The sequence below is a fragment of the Streptomyces sp. NPDC055966 genome, from assembly GCF_042269865.1.
GTDB lineage: Bacteria > Actinomycetota > Actinomycetes > Streptomycetales > Streptomycetaceae > Streptomyces.
In genome coordinates this window covers 278,142-292,127 of record NZ_JBHJYK010000002.1, presented here as the reverse complement: position 1 = coordinate 292,127, position 13,986 = coordinate 278,142, and the positions used below count along the sequence as shown (strand labels likewise).

11 protein-coding genes are annotated in these 13,986 nt (G+C 71.7%); 4 read left to right on the top strand and 7 right to left on the bottom strand.

The features are described 5' to 3' along the window. Positions 1 to 107: 107 nt before the first annotated feature. Positions 108 to 2,036, top strand: coding sequence for a 1-deoxy-D-xylulose-5-phosphate synthase (dxs, locus tag ACFC8N_RS05630; protein WP_376286707.1), 1,929 nt, complete (start codon positions 108 to 110; stop codon positions 2,034 to 2,036). A gap of 163 nt (positions 2,037 to 2,199) precedes the next feature. Then, on the top strand, positions 2,200 to 3,723 hold the full coding sequence (locus tag ACFC8N_RS05625; RefSeq protein ID WP_356021719.1) for an amino acid permease: 1,524 nt from the start codon (positions 2,200 to 2,202) through the stop codon (positions 3,721 to 3,723). A gap of 12 nt (positions 3,724 to 3,735) precedes the next feature. On the opposite strand, the gene ACFC8N_RS05620 is transcribed toward ACFC8N_RS05625, so the two are convergent. Next, entirely contained in the window at positions 3,736 to 4,149 is a 414-nt protein-coding gene (locus ACFC8N_RS05620) for an NTP pyrophosphohydrolase (RefSeq protein WP_356021721.1), read from the bottom strand. Between the two features lie 70 nt (positions 4,150 to 4,219). On the opposite strand from ACFC8N_RS05620, the gene ACFC8N_RS05615 reads away from it, so the two are divergent. Further along, positions 4,220 to 5,236 (top strand): hypothetical protein, encoded by a 1,017-nt coding sequence (locus ACFC8N_RS05615; RefSeq protein WP_376286703.1) that lies wholly within the window; start codon positions 4,220 to 4,222, stop codon positions 5,234 to 5,236. 52 nt (positions 5,237 to 5,288) lie between these two features. Here ACFC8N_RS05615 and ACFC8N_RS05610 read toward each other — a convergent pair whose 3' ends face one another. From ACFC8N_RS05610 to ACFC8N_RS05590, 5 genes are all read right to left on the bottom strand, one after another. Further along, a complete protein-coding gene (locus tag ACFC8N_RS05610) occupies positions 5,289 to 7,418 on the bottom strand; it encodes a 3-hydroxyacyl-CoA dehydrogenase NAD-binding domain-containing protein (protein ID WP_376286700.1) in 2,130 nt (709 codons plus the stop codon). Further along, a complete protein-coding gene (locus tag ACFC8N_RS05605) occupies positions 7,415 to 8,632 on the bottom strand; it encodes an acetyl-CoA C-acyltransferase (RefSeq protein WP_356021727.1) in 1,218 nt (405 codons plus the stop codon). The genes ACFC8N_RS05610 and ACFC8N_RS05605 overlap by 4 nt, the downstream gene beginning before the upstream one ends. A 265-nt stretch (positions 8,633 to 8,897) precedes the next feature. Further along, positions 8,898 to 10,187: an HRDC domain-containing protein gene (locus ACFC8N_RS05600; RefSeq protein ID WP_376286696.1), complete on the bottom strand. Its 1,290-nt coding sequence runs from the start codon at positions 10,185 to 10,187 to the stop codon at positions 8,898 to 8,900. Positions 10,188 to 10,321: 134 nt separating this feature from the next. Beyond that, entirely contained in the window at positions 10,322 to 10,978 is a 657-nt protein-coding gene (locus ACFC8N_RS05595; RefSeq protein WP_069778144.1) for a response regulator transcription factor, read from the bottom strand. Between the two features lie 281 nt (positions 10,979 to 11,259). Continuing rightward, positions 11,260 to 11,937: a DUF3000 domain-containing protein gene (locus ACFC8N_RS05590; protein ID WP_376286693.1), complete on the bottom strand. Its 678-nt coding sequence runs from the start codon at positions 11,935 to 11,937 to the stop codon at positions 11,260 to 11,262. 98 nt (positions 11,938 to 12,035) lie between these two features. Between ACFC8N_RS05590 and hemE the strand changes: the two genes are divergently transcribed. Beyond that, a complete protein-coding gene (gene hemE, locus ACFC8N_RS05585) occupies positions 12,036 to 13,103 on the top strand; it encodes a uroporphyrinogen decarboxylase (protein ID WP_356021731.1) in 1,068 nt (355 codons plus the stop codon). Between the two features lies 1 nt (position 13,104). Here the strand turns inward: hemE and ACFC8N_RS05580 are convergent, their stop codons facing one another. Continuing rightward, positions 13,105 to 13,929 (bottom strand): rhomboid family intramembrane serine protease, encoded by an 825-nt coding sequence (locus tag ACFC8N_RS05580; RefSeq protein ID WP_356021733.1) that lies wholly within the window; start codon positions 13,927 to 13,929, stop codon positions 13,105 to 13,107. Between the last annotated feature and the right edge of the window lie 57 nt (positions 13,930 to 13,986).

The following is a 13,986-nucleotide window of genomic DNA, read 5'->3' as shown; positions in this document are numbered from 1 at the left end:
TTGCCCGGTGCCCGAAAGGTGCCGGGCGCTGTCATGTCCTGCAAAGCCCAAACATTAGACTCGGGCGAGCCCGGCAAGCTCGATCAGCTCAACGCAAGGAGGCACGGGTGCCGCTGCTGACCCGCATCAGGGGACCGCGCGATCTGGACCGGCTCAGCCTGGAGGAGCTGGACCAGCTGGCCGGGGAGATCCGGACCTTCCTCGTCGACGCGGTCTCCAAGACCGGCGGCCACCTCGGCCCCAACCTGGGCGTCGTCGAGCTCACCATCGCCCTCCACCGCGTCTTCGACTCGCCTAAGGACAAGGTGCTCTGGGACACCGGCCACCAGTCCTACGTGCACAAGCTGCTCACCGGCCGGCAGGACTTCTCCCAGCTGAAGAAGAAGGGCGGCCTGTCCGGCTACCCCTCGCAGGCCGAGTCCGAGCACGACGTCATCGAGAACAGCCACGCCTCCACGGTCCTCGGCTGGGCGGACGGCATCGCCAAGGCCAACCAGCTCACGAAGCGGGACAGCCACGTCGTGGCCGTCATCGGTGACGGCGCCCTCACCGGCGGCATGGCCTGGGAGGCGCTGAACAACATCGCCGACGCCAAGGACCGCCCGCTCGTCATCGTCGTCAACGACAACGAGCGGTCCTACGCCCCCACGATCGGCGGTCTCGCCAACCACCTGGCCACGCTGCGCACGACCGACGGGTACGAGCGCTTCCTGGCCCGTGGGAAGGACCTCCTGGAGCGCACGCCCGTCGTCGGCAGGCCGCTCTACGAGACCCTCCACGGCGCCAAGAAGGGCCTGAAGGACTTCATCGCCCCGCAGGGCATGTTCGAGGACCTCGGCCTGAAGTACGTCGGCCCGATCGACGGCCACGACATCGAGGCGCTGGAGTCGGCCCTCGCGCGGGCCAAGCGGTTCGGCGGCCCGGTGATCGTGCACTGCCTGACCGAGAAGGGCCGCGGCTACCAGCCCGCCCTGGCGGACGAGGCCGACCGCTTCCACGGCATCGGCCCGATCCACCCCGACACCGGCCTGCCGGTCAAGGCCTCGGGCGCCGACTGGACCTCCGTGTTCGGCGACGAGATGGTCGAGCTCGGCAAGGAGCGCGACGACATCGTGGCCATCACGGCGGCCATGCTCCAGCCGGTCGGCCTGAAGAAGTTCGCCGACGCCTTCCCGGACCGCATCTACGACGTCGGCATCGCCGAGCAGCACGGCGCCGTCTCGGCCGCCGGTCTCGCCTACGCCGGTCTGCACCCGGTCTTCGCCGTCTACGCCACCTTCCTCAACCGCGCCTTCGACCAGGTCCTCATGGACGTGGCCCTGCACAAGTGCGGCGTGACCTTCGTACTGGACCGGGCCGGCGTCACGGGCACGGACGGCGCCTCCCACAACGGCATGTGGGACATGTCGATCCTCCAGGTCGTGCCGGGGCTGCGCCTGGCCGCGCCGCGCGACGCCGAGCAGGTGCGCGCCCAGCTCCGCGAGGCCGTCGCCGTCGAGGACGCGCCGACCGTGGTGCGCTTCTCCAAGGGCGCCGTCGGCCCCGCCGTACCGGCCGTCGGCCGCGTCGGCGGCATGGACGTGCTGCGCGAGCCCGGCACCGGCCGGCCGGACGTGCTGCTGGTCTCGGTCGGCGCCCTCGCCCCGATGTGCCTGGAGATCGCCGGCCTGCTCGACAAGCAGGGCATCTCCACCACCGTCGTCGACCCGCGCTGGGTCAAGCCCGTCGACGAGGCGATGGCCCCGCTGGCCGAGCGCCACCGGGTCGTCGTCACCGTCGAGGACAACAGCCGCGTCGGCGGTGTCGGCTCCGCGGTCGCCCAGGCCCTGCGCGACGCGGGCGTGGACGTGCCGCTGCGCGACTTCGGCATCCCGCCGCGCTTCCTGGACCACGCCTCCCGGGGCGAGGTGCTCACCGAGATCGGCCTGACCGCCCCGGACATCGCCCGCCAGGTCACCGGGCTGGTCGCCAGGCTGGACGGCCGGTTCGACCGTACGGCCGCCGAGGTGGACTCGGTGGAGCCCGCGCGCGACTGATCCGCAACGCGCCCCCACGGGCCGGTTCCGCCCCCCTGCGGTGGCGGAACCGGCCCGTTTGCGTGAACCTGCCCCTACCGGGGCATACGCTCCCCGACCCTCCCGATCATGCCGGGCCGTGTCCGGTCGGGTCGGGACACCCACAAGCGTGGGAGGTAGGCACGTGAGCAGCGCGCTGTTCAGGACGAAGAACGTCGAGCAGTCCATCCAGGACACCGAGGAACCGGAGCACTCGCTCAGGAAGTCCCTCTCCGCGCTCGACCTGACCGTCTTCGGCGTCGGTGTCATCATCGGCACCGGCATTTTCGTTCTCACCGGTCAGGTCGCCAAGAACAACGCCGGCCCGGCGGTGTCCCTGGCCTTCGTGGCGGCCGGCGTGGTGTGCGGACTCGCGGCACTCTGTTACGCCGAGTTCGCGTCCACGGTCCCCGTGGCCGGTTCGGCGTACACCTTCAGCTACGCCTCGCTCGGCGAGCTGCCCGCCTGGATCATCGGCTGGGACCTGGTCCTGGAGTTCGCGCTCGGCACGGCGGTGGTGGCCGTCGGCTGGTCCGGCTACATCCGCTCGCTGCTCGACAACGCGGGCTGGCATCTGCCGGACTACCTGGCCGGCCGGGACAACGCCGCCGGCTTCGGCTTCGACATCCTCGCCGCCGCCCTGGTGCTCGTGCTCACCGGCATCCTCGTCCTCGGCATGAAACTGTCCGCCCGGATCACCTCGCTCGTCGTCGCGATCAAGGTGATCGTCGTGCTCATCGTGATCGTCGCCGGTGCCTTCTTCATCAAGGGCGGGAACTACAAGCCGTTCATCCCGCCGTCCCAGCCGGTGCCCGCGGGCGGCAATCTCAAGGCCCCGCTGATCCAGCTGATGTTCGGCTGGGCGCCGGCCAACTTCGGTGTGATGGGCATCTTCACCGCCGCCTCCGTCGTCTTCTTCGCCTTCATCGGCTTCGACATCGTGGCCACCGCCGCAGAGGAGACCCGCAACCCGCAGCGCGACATGCCCCGCGGCATCCTCGGCTCGCTGTTCATCTGCACCGTGCTGTACGTGGCCGTGTCCATCGTCGTCACCGGCATGGAGAAGTACTCCAGACTGTCCGTGGAGGCCCCGCTCGCCGACGCCTTCAAGGCCATCGGGCATCCCTGGTACGCGGGCGTGATCAGCTTCGGCGCGGCCGTCGGACTGACCACGGTCTGCATGATCCTGCTCCTCGGCCAGACGCGCGTCTTCTTCGCGATGAGCCGCGACGGACTGCTGCCGCGCTTCTTCTCGCACGTCCACCCGCGCTTTCGGACCCCGCACCGGCCGACCATCCTGCTCGGCGTGATCATCGCGATCGTCGCCGGCTTCACCAGCCTGGCCGAGCTGGCCGAGCTGGTGAACATCGGCACGCTCTTCGCGTTCGTCGTCGTCGCGATCAGCGTGGTGATCCTGCGCCGCACCCGCCCCGACCTGCCCCGTGCCTTCCGCACCCCGTGGGTCCCGGTCGTCCCGGTCCTGTCGGTGTGCGCCTCGCTGTGGCTGATGCTCAACCTGCCCGCCGAGACCTGGCTGCGGTTCGCCATCTGGATGGTGATCGGCTTCGTCGTCTACTTCTTCTACGGCCGCACCCACAGCCGGCTGGCCCTGCGCGAGCAGAGCCCGGCCGGGGACGTCCCGGGGCCACCCGCCGGGAACACCCCCTAGGCCTGCGGTACCTCAGTCCAGCACCGCGCGCGGGCCGGTGACCGCCGCGCCCCGTTCGGTCACCCTGCGGCGCAGCTCGCGGTCGGCCGTCACGACCAGACAGGGGCGGTCGCCCGCGGTCGCCGTGAGTTCCACGATCCGGTCGTCGCCGCTGCCGGGCGCCTCGTCGACCCGTACCCCGGGCACGGAGGCCACGCCCCGGGCCGCGCCCTCGACCACGAGGACCAGCTCCACGGGCCCGGACAGACCGGCCACGCCGGAGCGCGCGTACGGCACCAGCCGGTCGCGCAGGCGGACGGCGGCGGCGCGGCGGTCGCGCCACCAGCCGTCGGGCACGGAGCCGACGACGTTGGCGCCGTCGATGATGAGGAGCGGCACGGGAGGGGGTGCGCTCGCCGCGTCGGGCGCGCCGGTGGTGTCCGTCATACCGATAAGGGTCTCAGCCGGTGACCAGGGCGGCGGGGGCGCCCCGAAGGTCACCGCATAGGGTGAAGCGGTGAACGGCGACTGGTTCCTGCGCGGCCGAGACGGCCGGCTCAGTGTCTACCTGATCTCCGGTGACGCCGTGGTGTGGCGGGCCGAGCGCGTCCCCGGCGGCTCCTGGACCGCGCCCCAGCGGCTGGGCGGCGATCAGCCGCTGCACCCCTCGGCCGGGATCGGCCAGGGCGGCGACGGCTATGCCCACCTGGTGGCCTGGCGGCCGACGGCGGAGGGCGAGTCGGGCCTGGTGCACTCCACGCACTTCCGCCCGCTGCTCGCGGCCCTGGACTGGAACCCGGTCGGCCACCCGAAGAAGAAGGGCGACCGGACGGGCACCCCGGCCGTCACCGTGGACGCCCAGGGCCGCGCCCATGTGTTCGTCCGCAACAACGGCGCCGGAGTGCACCACCTCGCCCAGAAGGAGAAGGGCGGCTGGGAGCCCTGGCTCGACCTGCGGGGCAGCAAGGTCCAGGACGGCCTGGCGGCGGTGACCGGGACGTCCGGCCTGGTCGAGGTGTACGCGGCCGTCCCCGACGGCATGCTGCGCTGGCGCCAGGAGGAGCCGGGCGCCCGGCCGGTCATGCAGGAGCGCCTGAAGGCCCCGGTCCGCCCCGGCACCCTGCGCGCCCTCGCGACCTCACCCGAGAGCACGACGGTGTTCTTCACGGACACCTCGGGGGACCTGTGCGCCTGGCGCCCCGGCGGCGAACCGGCGGTCCTGATGCCCGCGGCGGGCCCCGGCCCGGTCGCGGCGATCCGCTGCGAACTCGACGGCCACGACTGCACCCTGCTCGCGCAGCGCTCGGCGAGCGGCCGGGTGGCCTTCGCCGCCTATCCCACGGAGCTGGAATCGGCGGGCGCCTGGTGGACGGAGTCGGGCCCGCGCCTGCCCGTCGACGCCCTGGTGGCCCTGGCCGAGGACGCGGACGGCCGCGTGGTGGCGGCGACGCTGTCCCCGTCGACCGGGCAGCTCCTGCTGGCCCGGCGCAAGGACGAGCCGGGACTGGCGCTCACGGCGTGGCAACAGGTCTGAACACGCGGAAGGGCCCCCGCCGCCGCGGGGGCCCTTCACACTGCGTCCGGTGTTACGCCGGGACCGACGCCACGCCCGGGGCGAGGAACTTCTTGCCGTTCACGCGCTCCGAGACACCCTCACGGTCCAGGTACGGCGTGACGCCGCCCAGGTGGAAGGGCCAGCCGGCGCCCGTGATCAGGCACAGGTCGATGTCCTGCGCCTCGGCGACGACGCCCTCGTCGAGCATGAGCCCGATCTCCTGGGCGACGGCGTCCAGGACGCGCTCGCGGACCTGCTCCTGCGCCAGGACGACATCGCCCTGCTTCAGCAGCGCGGCGACCTCGGGGTCCAGCTCCGGCTTCCCGCTGTCGTACACGTAGAAGCCGCGCTTGCCCGCCTTGACGACGGCCGCGAGGTTGGGGGAGACCGTGAAGCGGTCCGGGAAGGCCCGGTTCAGCGTCTCGGAGACGTGCAGGCCGATCGCCGGGCCGACCAGCTCCAGCAGCACCAGCGGGGACATCGGCAGACCGAGCGGCTCGACGGCCTTCTCGGCGACCTCGACCGGGGTGCCCTCGTCGATGACGTTCTGGATCTCGCCCATGAAGCGGGTCAGGATGCGGTTCACGACGAACGCCGGGGCGTCCTTGACCAGGACCGCGGTCTTCTTCAGCTTCTTGGCGACGGCGAACGCGGTCGCGAGCGAGGCGTCGTCCGTCTTCTCGCCGCGGACGATCTCCAGCAGCGGCAGCACGGCGACCGGGTTGAAGAAGTGGAAGCCGACGACCCGCTCGGGGTGCTTCAGCTTCGACGCCATCTCCGACACCGACAGCGAGGAGGTGTTGGTCGCGAGGATCGCGTGCGCCGGGGCGACGGCCTCGACCTCCGCGAACACCTGCTGCTTGACACCGATCTCCTCGAACACGGCCTCGATGACGAAGTCCGCGTCCGCGAAGCCCTCGGCCTTGTCCAGGACGCCGGTCACCAGCGCCTTGAGGCGGTTGGCCTTGTCCTGGTTGATGCGGCCCTTGCCGAGCAGCTTGTCGATCTCGGCGTGGACGTAGCCCACACCCTTGTCGACGCGCTCCTGGTCGATGTCGGTCAGCACGACCGGCACCTCCAGGCGGCGCAGGAACAGCAGCGCGAGCTGGCTGGCCATCAGACCGGCGCCGACGACGCCGACCTTGGTGACCGGGCGGGCCAGGTTCTTGTCCGGGGCGCCGGCGGGACGCTTGCCGCGCTTCTGCACCAGGTTGAACGCGTAGATGCCCGCGCGCAGTTCGCCGCCCATGATCAGGTCGGCGAGCGCCTGGTCCTCGGCGTCGAAGCCCTGCTGGAGGTCGCCGTTCTTGGCGGCCTCGATGATGTCGAGGGCGCGGTAGGCGGCCGGGGCGGCGCCGTGCACCTTGGAGTCCGCGACGAAGCGGCCCCGCGCGACGGCCTGGTCCCAGGCCTCGCCGCGGTCGATCACCGGGCGCTCGACGGTGACGTCGCCCTTGAGGACCTGGGCGGTCCACAGCAGCGACTGCTCCAGGAAGTCGGCGCCCTCGAAGAGCGCGTCGGCGATGCCGAGGTCGAAGACCTGCTGGCCCTTGAGCTGCTTGTTCTGGTTCAGGCTGTTCTCGATGATGACCGAGACGGCCTTGTCGGCGCCGATCAGGTTCGGCAGCAGCGCGCAGCCGCCCCAGCCCGGGACCAGACCGAGGAAGACCTCGGGCAGCGAGAACGCCGGGATCGCCTTGGAGACGGTCCGGTAGGAGCAGTGCAGACCGACCTCGACGCCGCCGCCCATCGCGGCGCCGTTGTAGTAGGCGAAGGTCGGCACGGCCAGCTTGGCCAGGCGCTTGAAGACCTCGTGGCCGCCCTTGCCGATGGCGAGGGCGTGCTCGTGCTCCTTGAGGATCTCCACGCCCTTGAGGTCGGCGCCGACCGCGAAGATGAACGGCTTGCCGGTGATGCCGGCGCCGACGATCCCGCCGTCCGCGGCCTCCTTCTCGACCTGGTCGATCGCGGCGTCGAGGTTCGCCAGCGAGGCCGGGCCGAAGGTGGTCGGCTTGGTGTGGTCCAGGCCGTTGTCCAGCGTGATCAGCGCGAAGCGGCCCGCGCCGAAGGGCAGGTCGAGGTGGCGTACGTGCGCGGACGTGACGACCTCGTCGGGGAACTGCGCGGAGGCCTGCTGCAGAAGCTCGGCGGTGGTGCTCACTTGTCCCCCTCGAAGTGCGGGTTCTCCCAGATGACCGTCGCGCCCATGCCGAAGCCGACGCACATGGTGGTCAGGCCGTAGCGGACGTGCGGCTGCTCCTCGAACTGGCGGGCCAGCTGCGTCATCAGACGGACGCCGGAGGAGGCCAGCGGGTGACCGAAGGCGATGGCGCCGCCGTACTGGTTGACGCGCGCGTCGTCGTCGGCGATGCCGTAGTGCTCCAGGAAGGCCAGGACCTGGACGGCGAAGGCCTCGTTGATCTCGAAGAGGTTGATGTCCTCGATCGACAGACCGGCCTTGGCGAGGGCCTTCTCCGTGGCCGGGATCGGGCCGTAGCCCATGACCTCCGGCTCGACGCCCGCGAAGGCGTACGAGACGAGGCGCATCTTGACCGGCAGGTCGTGCTCGCGGGCGAAGTCCTCGGAGGCGATGATCGAGGCGGTCGCACCGTCGTTGAGACCGGCGGCGTTGCCGGCGGTGACGCGCCCGTGCACGCGGAACGGCGTCTTCAGACCGGAGAGGTTCTCCAGCGTCGTACCCGGACGCATCGGCTCGTCGGCGGTGACCAGACCCCAGCCGGTCTCGCCGGCCTCCGGGTTGGTGCGGCGCACCGAGATCGGCACCAGGTCCTGCTGGATCTTGCCGTCGGCGTACGCCTTGGCGGCCTTCTCCTGCGAGCGCACCGCGTACTCGTCGGCGCGCTGCTTGGTGATCGTCGGGTACCGGTCGTGCAGGTTCTCGGCGGTCATGCCCATGAACAGGGCGGACTCGTCGACGAGCTTCTCGCTCACGAACCGCGGGTTCGGGTCCACGCCCTCGCCCATCGGGTGGCGGCCCATGTGCTCCACGCCACCGGCGATGACGGCGTCGTAGGCGCCGAAGGCGATCGAGCCGGCGGTGGTGGTGACGGCGGTCAGGGCGCCGGCGCACATGCGGTCGATCGAGTAGCCCGGCACGGACTGCGGCAGGCCCGCGAGGATGCCGGCGGTACGGCCGAGGGTCAGACCCTGGTCACCGATCTGCGTGGTCGCGGCGATGGCGACCTCGTCGATCTTCTTGGGGTCCAGACCGGGGTTGCGGCGCAGCAGCTCCCGGATCGCCTTCACGACGAGGTCGTCGGCGCGGGTCTCGTGGTAGATGCCCTTCGGGCCCGCCTTGCCGAACGGGGTGCGGACGCCGTCGACGAAGACGACGTCCCTGACGGTACGAGGCACGATGGCTCTCCTCCAGAATGGGACGCTGAGCGCTTGCTTACGACCATGCTACTTGTGAGTAATGTAGCTGCCCAGTCCCCTCGGCCGGAGCGGCGAACGTCACATGCCCGCAGTCACCTCCGTGTGGACCGGCGTCAAGACGGCCGGCGCGGTGTCCCCTTCCCTTCCCCGTCCCCTTCTGCTGCGCGCCCTCCCCGGATCTTGGCGTGATCTCGACGTCCCGGCTCCGCTTCCGTGGCCCCTACGGCACCCACGGGGAGATCGTTCAGGCCCCCTTCGCCGAGAGCGCCTTCACCAGCACCGGCGTCACCAGGGCCACCTGCCAGGGGCGCGCGCCGTAGCCGGTCAGCGCGGCCTCCACGGAGTCGGTGTCGACGGCCTTCGGCGGCTCCCAGCAGATGCGCCGCACCGTGTCCGGCGCCACCAGGTTCTCCTGCGGCAGGTTGAGCTGCTCGGCGAGGGCGGTGACCCCCGCCCGGGCCGAGGAGAGGCGGGCCGCGGCGGCGGGGTCCTTGTCGGCCCAGGCGCGCGGCGGCGGCGGCCCGGCCACGGGCTGGCCCGGCTGCGGCAGCGCGGTGTCCGGCAGCGCCTTGGCCCGGTCGACGGCCGCCTGCCACTGCTCCAGCTGCCGCCGCCCCATCCGGTGCCCGAAGCCGTTCAGCGCCGCGAGCGCGTGGACGTTGGCAGGAAGGGACAGCGCAGCCTCCACGATGGCCGCGTCGCTCAGCACCTTGCCCGGCGACACGTCCCGGCGCTGCGCGATCCGGTCGCGGGTCTCCCACAGCTCCCGTACGACGCCGAGCTGCCGGCGCCGCCTTACCTTGTGCATCCCGGACGTGCGCCGCCAGGGGTCCTTGCGCGGCTCGGCGGGCGGTGCCGTCGCGATCGCGTCGAACTCCTGGAGGGCCCACTCCAGCTTGCCCTGGCGGTCCAGCTCCTTCTCCAGGGCGTCGCGCAGGTCGACGAGCAGCTCCACGTCGAGGGCGGCGTACCGCAGCCAGGGCTCGGGCAGCGGGCGGGTCGACCAGTCGACGGCGGAGTGGCCCTTCTCCAGGACGTAGCCGAGGACGCCCTCGACCATGGCGCCGAGGCCGACCCGGGGGAAACCGGCCAGCCGGCCGGCCAGTTCGGTGTCGAACAGCCGGGTCGGGATCATGCCTATCTCGCGCAGGCAGGGCAGGTCCTGGGTGGCGGCGTGCAGGTCCCACTCGGCGCCGGACAGCGCCGCGCCGAGCCCGGACAGGTCGGGACAGGCCACCGGGTCGATCAGCGCCGTCCCGGCGCCCTCGCGGCGCAGCTGCACCAGGTAGGCGCGCTGGCCGTAGCGGTATCCGGAGGCGCGCTCGGCGTCGACGGCGACGGGGCCGGAGCCGGCGGCGAACGCGGAGATCACCTCGGTGAGGGAGGCCGCGTCGGCGATCACGGGCGGAATGCCCTCGCGGGGTTCGAGCAGCGGCGTCGGCGCCCCCGTCACAGAAGATCCGGCGTCGTCCGGAGGAGTGCCTCCGGTGGTGCGCAGGGAACTGTCTGCTGCGGTGTCTTGGGCGTCGGTCACCTGTCAAGGGTATCCGTGTATGGACTGCGCCCGTCGACGGAACGTTCCGTCGACGGGCGCGGGAGGGTCGTAAACCGGTCAGCCCGGGGGCGCGAAGACCTCGCGCGGGTGAATCGGTCGCTGCGCCGAACGGCTCAGTGGATGATCCCGGTGCGCAGGGCCACGGCCACCATGCCGGCGCGGTCGCCCGTGCCCAACTTGCGGGCGATGCGGGCGAGGTGGCTCTTGACGGTCAGGGCGGACAGGCCCATCGAGACGCCGATGGCCTTGTTGGACTGGCCCTCCGCGACCAGGCGCAGCACCTCGACCTCGCGGCCGGACAGCTCGCGGTAGCCACCCGGGTGACTCGGGGCACCCGGGGGGCGGCGGTGCATCCGGGCGGCGCCGAGGGGAGCGGCGCCGGGCCGGGCGGGCAGGCCGATGTTGGTACGGGTGCCGGTGACGACGTAGCCCTTGACGCCGCCGGCCAGCGCGTTGCGGACCGCGCCGATGTCGTCGGCCGCGGACAGCGCCAGCCCGTTGGGCCAGCCCGCGGCGCGGGTCTCGGACAGGAGGGTCAGGCCGGAGCCGTCGGGCAGGTGGACGTCGGCGACGCAGATGTCGCGGGGGTTGCCGATGCGGGGACGAGCCTCCGCGATGGACGAGGCCTCGATGACATCGCGCACGCCGAGCGCCCACAGGTGACGGGTGACGGTGGAGCGGACGCGCGGGTCGGCCACGACCACCATGGCGGTCGGCTTGTTCGGGCGGTAGGCGACCAGGCTTGCGGGCTGCTCGAGGAGAACGGACACCAGGCCTCCTGGGGTGGGGGGACGGGGCCGGCTTGTGGGGAATCAGCCGGGACGAACCGTGCTTTCTAGGTCACAGTCGTCTTCGGCAGCAAACTCGTCCGCCTTTAGAGAATGATCACGATCTAGTGAGTAACAATCTGTGCAATTCGGACACGCGATCGATCATCCGAAGATCAAGTCGGTTCGAGCGGATGCGATCCGGGTTCGAAAGTGGCCGTATCGACAAAGAGATGGTCAATGAGGCGTCCAAGCGGGGGACCCCCGGGAACCTTGCGGTCATCTCACCGTGACTGCGGGCCCCTGCGCTGCGGCAGCGTGACCACCGAGGCGTCCCCCGGACCGGCCGGCGGCAGCCCCGCGACCTGCGCCAGCAGATCGCACCAGGAGGCCAGATGGGACGCCGTGTCCGGCACTCCGCCGAGGCCCTCGCGGGGCGTCCAGGAGGCCCGGATCTCGATCTGCGAGGCGGCCGGCCGCTCGGCCAGCCCGCCGAAGTAGTGCGAACTCGCGCGCGTGATCGTCCCGCTCGGCTCGCCGTAGCCCAGCCCGCGCGCCTGCAGCGCCCCGGTCAGCCACGACCAGCACACCTCCGGCAGCAGCGGATCGGCCGCCATCTCCGGCTCCAGTTCCGCGCGCACCAGCGTCACCAGCCGGAACGTCCCGCGCCAGGCGTCGTGCCCGGCCGGGTCGTGCAGCAGCACCAGCCGCCCGTCGGCCAGCTCCTGCTCGCCGTCGACCACCACAGCCTCCAGCGCGTACGCGTGCGGGGCCAGCCGCTGCGGCGCGGGAGTGGGCTCCACCTCGACCTGCGGCCGCAGCCGGCTGTTGCGCAGGGCGTCGACCGCGGCCCGGAAAGCCGGCGGGCCCGCGGTACCGGAGTGCCGGTCCGCCTCCTCGGTGTCCTTCACGTCGTCCATTCCGTCAGCGCTGTCCGACATTCGTCCCTGAGCCCCAGCCATGCGGGGAAGAGTAAGGGGAAGCGCGGCTGTGTGCAGGGCAAGACACCCCCTGAGGGCTGCGGCACTTCTCTCCTCGCGGCCGTGCGAGACTTGCCGTCGTGAGTGCCAACGGAGAGCCCCTGGGCCAGCAGCCGACAGCGACGTACGACAGCGCCTTCCTCAAGGCGTGCAGGCGTGAGCCCGTGCCGCACACGCCGGTGTGGTTCATGCGTCAGGCCGGCCGCTCGCTGCCCGAGTACCGCAAGGTCCGCGAGGGCGTTCCGATGCTCGAATCCTGCATGCGGCCCGAGCTGGCCGCCGAGATCACGCTCCAGCCGGTACGGCGCCATGGCGTGGACGCGGCGATCTACTTCAGCGACATCGTCGTCCCGCTCAAGGCCATCGGCCTCGACCTCGACATCAAGCCCGGCGTCGGCCCGGTCGTCGAGCAGCCGATCCGCACCCGCGCCGACCTCGCCCGGCTGCGCGACCTCACCCCCGAGGACGTCCCGTACGTCACCGAGACCATCGGTCTGCTCACCCGCGAGCTGGGCGCCACCCCGCTGATCGGTTTCGCCGGCGCGCCTTTCACCCTCGCGAGCTACCTGGTCGAGGGCGGTCCGTCGCGCACGTACGAGAACGCCAAGGCGATGATGTACGGCGACCCCGAGCTCTGGGCCGACCTGCTCGACCGGCTCGCGGACATCACGGCCGCGTTCCTCAAGGTCCAGATCGAGGCCGGCGTGAGCGCGGTCCAGCTCTTCGACTCCTGGGCCGGCGCGCTCGCCCCCGCCGACTACCGGAACTCGGCCATGCCCGCCTCGGCGAAGGTCTTCGACGCCGTCGCCGGGTACGGCATCCCGCGCATCCACTTCGGTGTCGGCACCGGTGAGCTGCTGAAGCTCATGGGCGAGGCCGGCGCGGACGTCGTCGGCGTCGACTGGCGCGTCCCGCTGGACGAGGCCGCCCGCCGCGTCGGCCCCGGCAAGGCGCTCCAGGGCAACATCGACCCGACGGTCCTGTTCACCGACAAGAACACCGTCGAGGCCAAGGCCCAGGAGGTGCTGGACGCCGCCGCCGGACTGGAGGGCCATGTCTTCAACCTCGGCCACGGAGTCATGCCGAACACCGACCCGGACGCGCTGACCCGGCTCGCGGAGTACGTCCACACGCGCACCGCCCGCTGACTCACCACGTGGAGCGGGGCCGCGCCCGTCTGCCGAACAGCAGGCCGCGCGGCTCCGGCGGGGGCGGGGTGCCGGGCTTGAGGGGCCAGGCGAGCAGCACGCCCGCGACGAAGCCGACCACGTGCGCCGCGTACGCGACGGTGCCGGCGCCGGAGACGCCGTGCCCCGAGGAGTACACGGCCTGGAGCACGAACCAGAAGCCCAGCACCAGCCAGGCCGGCAGCCGCAGCGGCAGGAAGACCAGGAACGGCACGAGCACCCAGACCCGCGCCCTCGGCCACAGCACGATGTACGCGCCGAGCACCCCGGCGATCGCCCCGGACGCCCCGATCAGCGGGTCGCCCGAGGAGGCGTTGAGCAGCGCGAAGCCGTATCCCGCCGCGTAGCCGCAGACGACGTAGAAGACGAAGAACCGGACATGGCCCATCCGGTCCTCGACGTTGTTGCCGAAGATCAGCAGGAACAGCATGTTCCCCAGCAGGTGCAGCCAGCTGCCGTGCAGGAACATCGCCGTGAACACCGACAGGGGCGGGGACTTGTCGTACGACGGCGGCCCCACGACACAGCCCGGCCCCCGCGGGCCCACGCCCGGCTGCCCCGTCGGCACCAGCCGCGGCAGCTGATGGTGGATCAGCTCCCTCGGCACCGCCGCGTAGTGGTCCATGAACGCCTGGAGATGGCACAGCCGCGCCAGATCGCCGCCGCCGGCCACGGAGCCCGCCATGCCGGGCGTGCGGAGGAACACGACGACGTTGGCCGCGATGAGCGCGTACGTCACCCAGGGAGTGCGGCGCACCGGGTTCACGTCATGGACGGGGATGACCACACAGGAGTACTGCCCGGGACGCGGTGGGCGAATCGCTGAACGGCCGGGGCGCGCCGT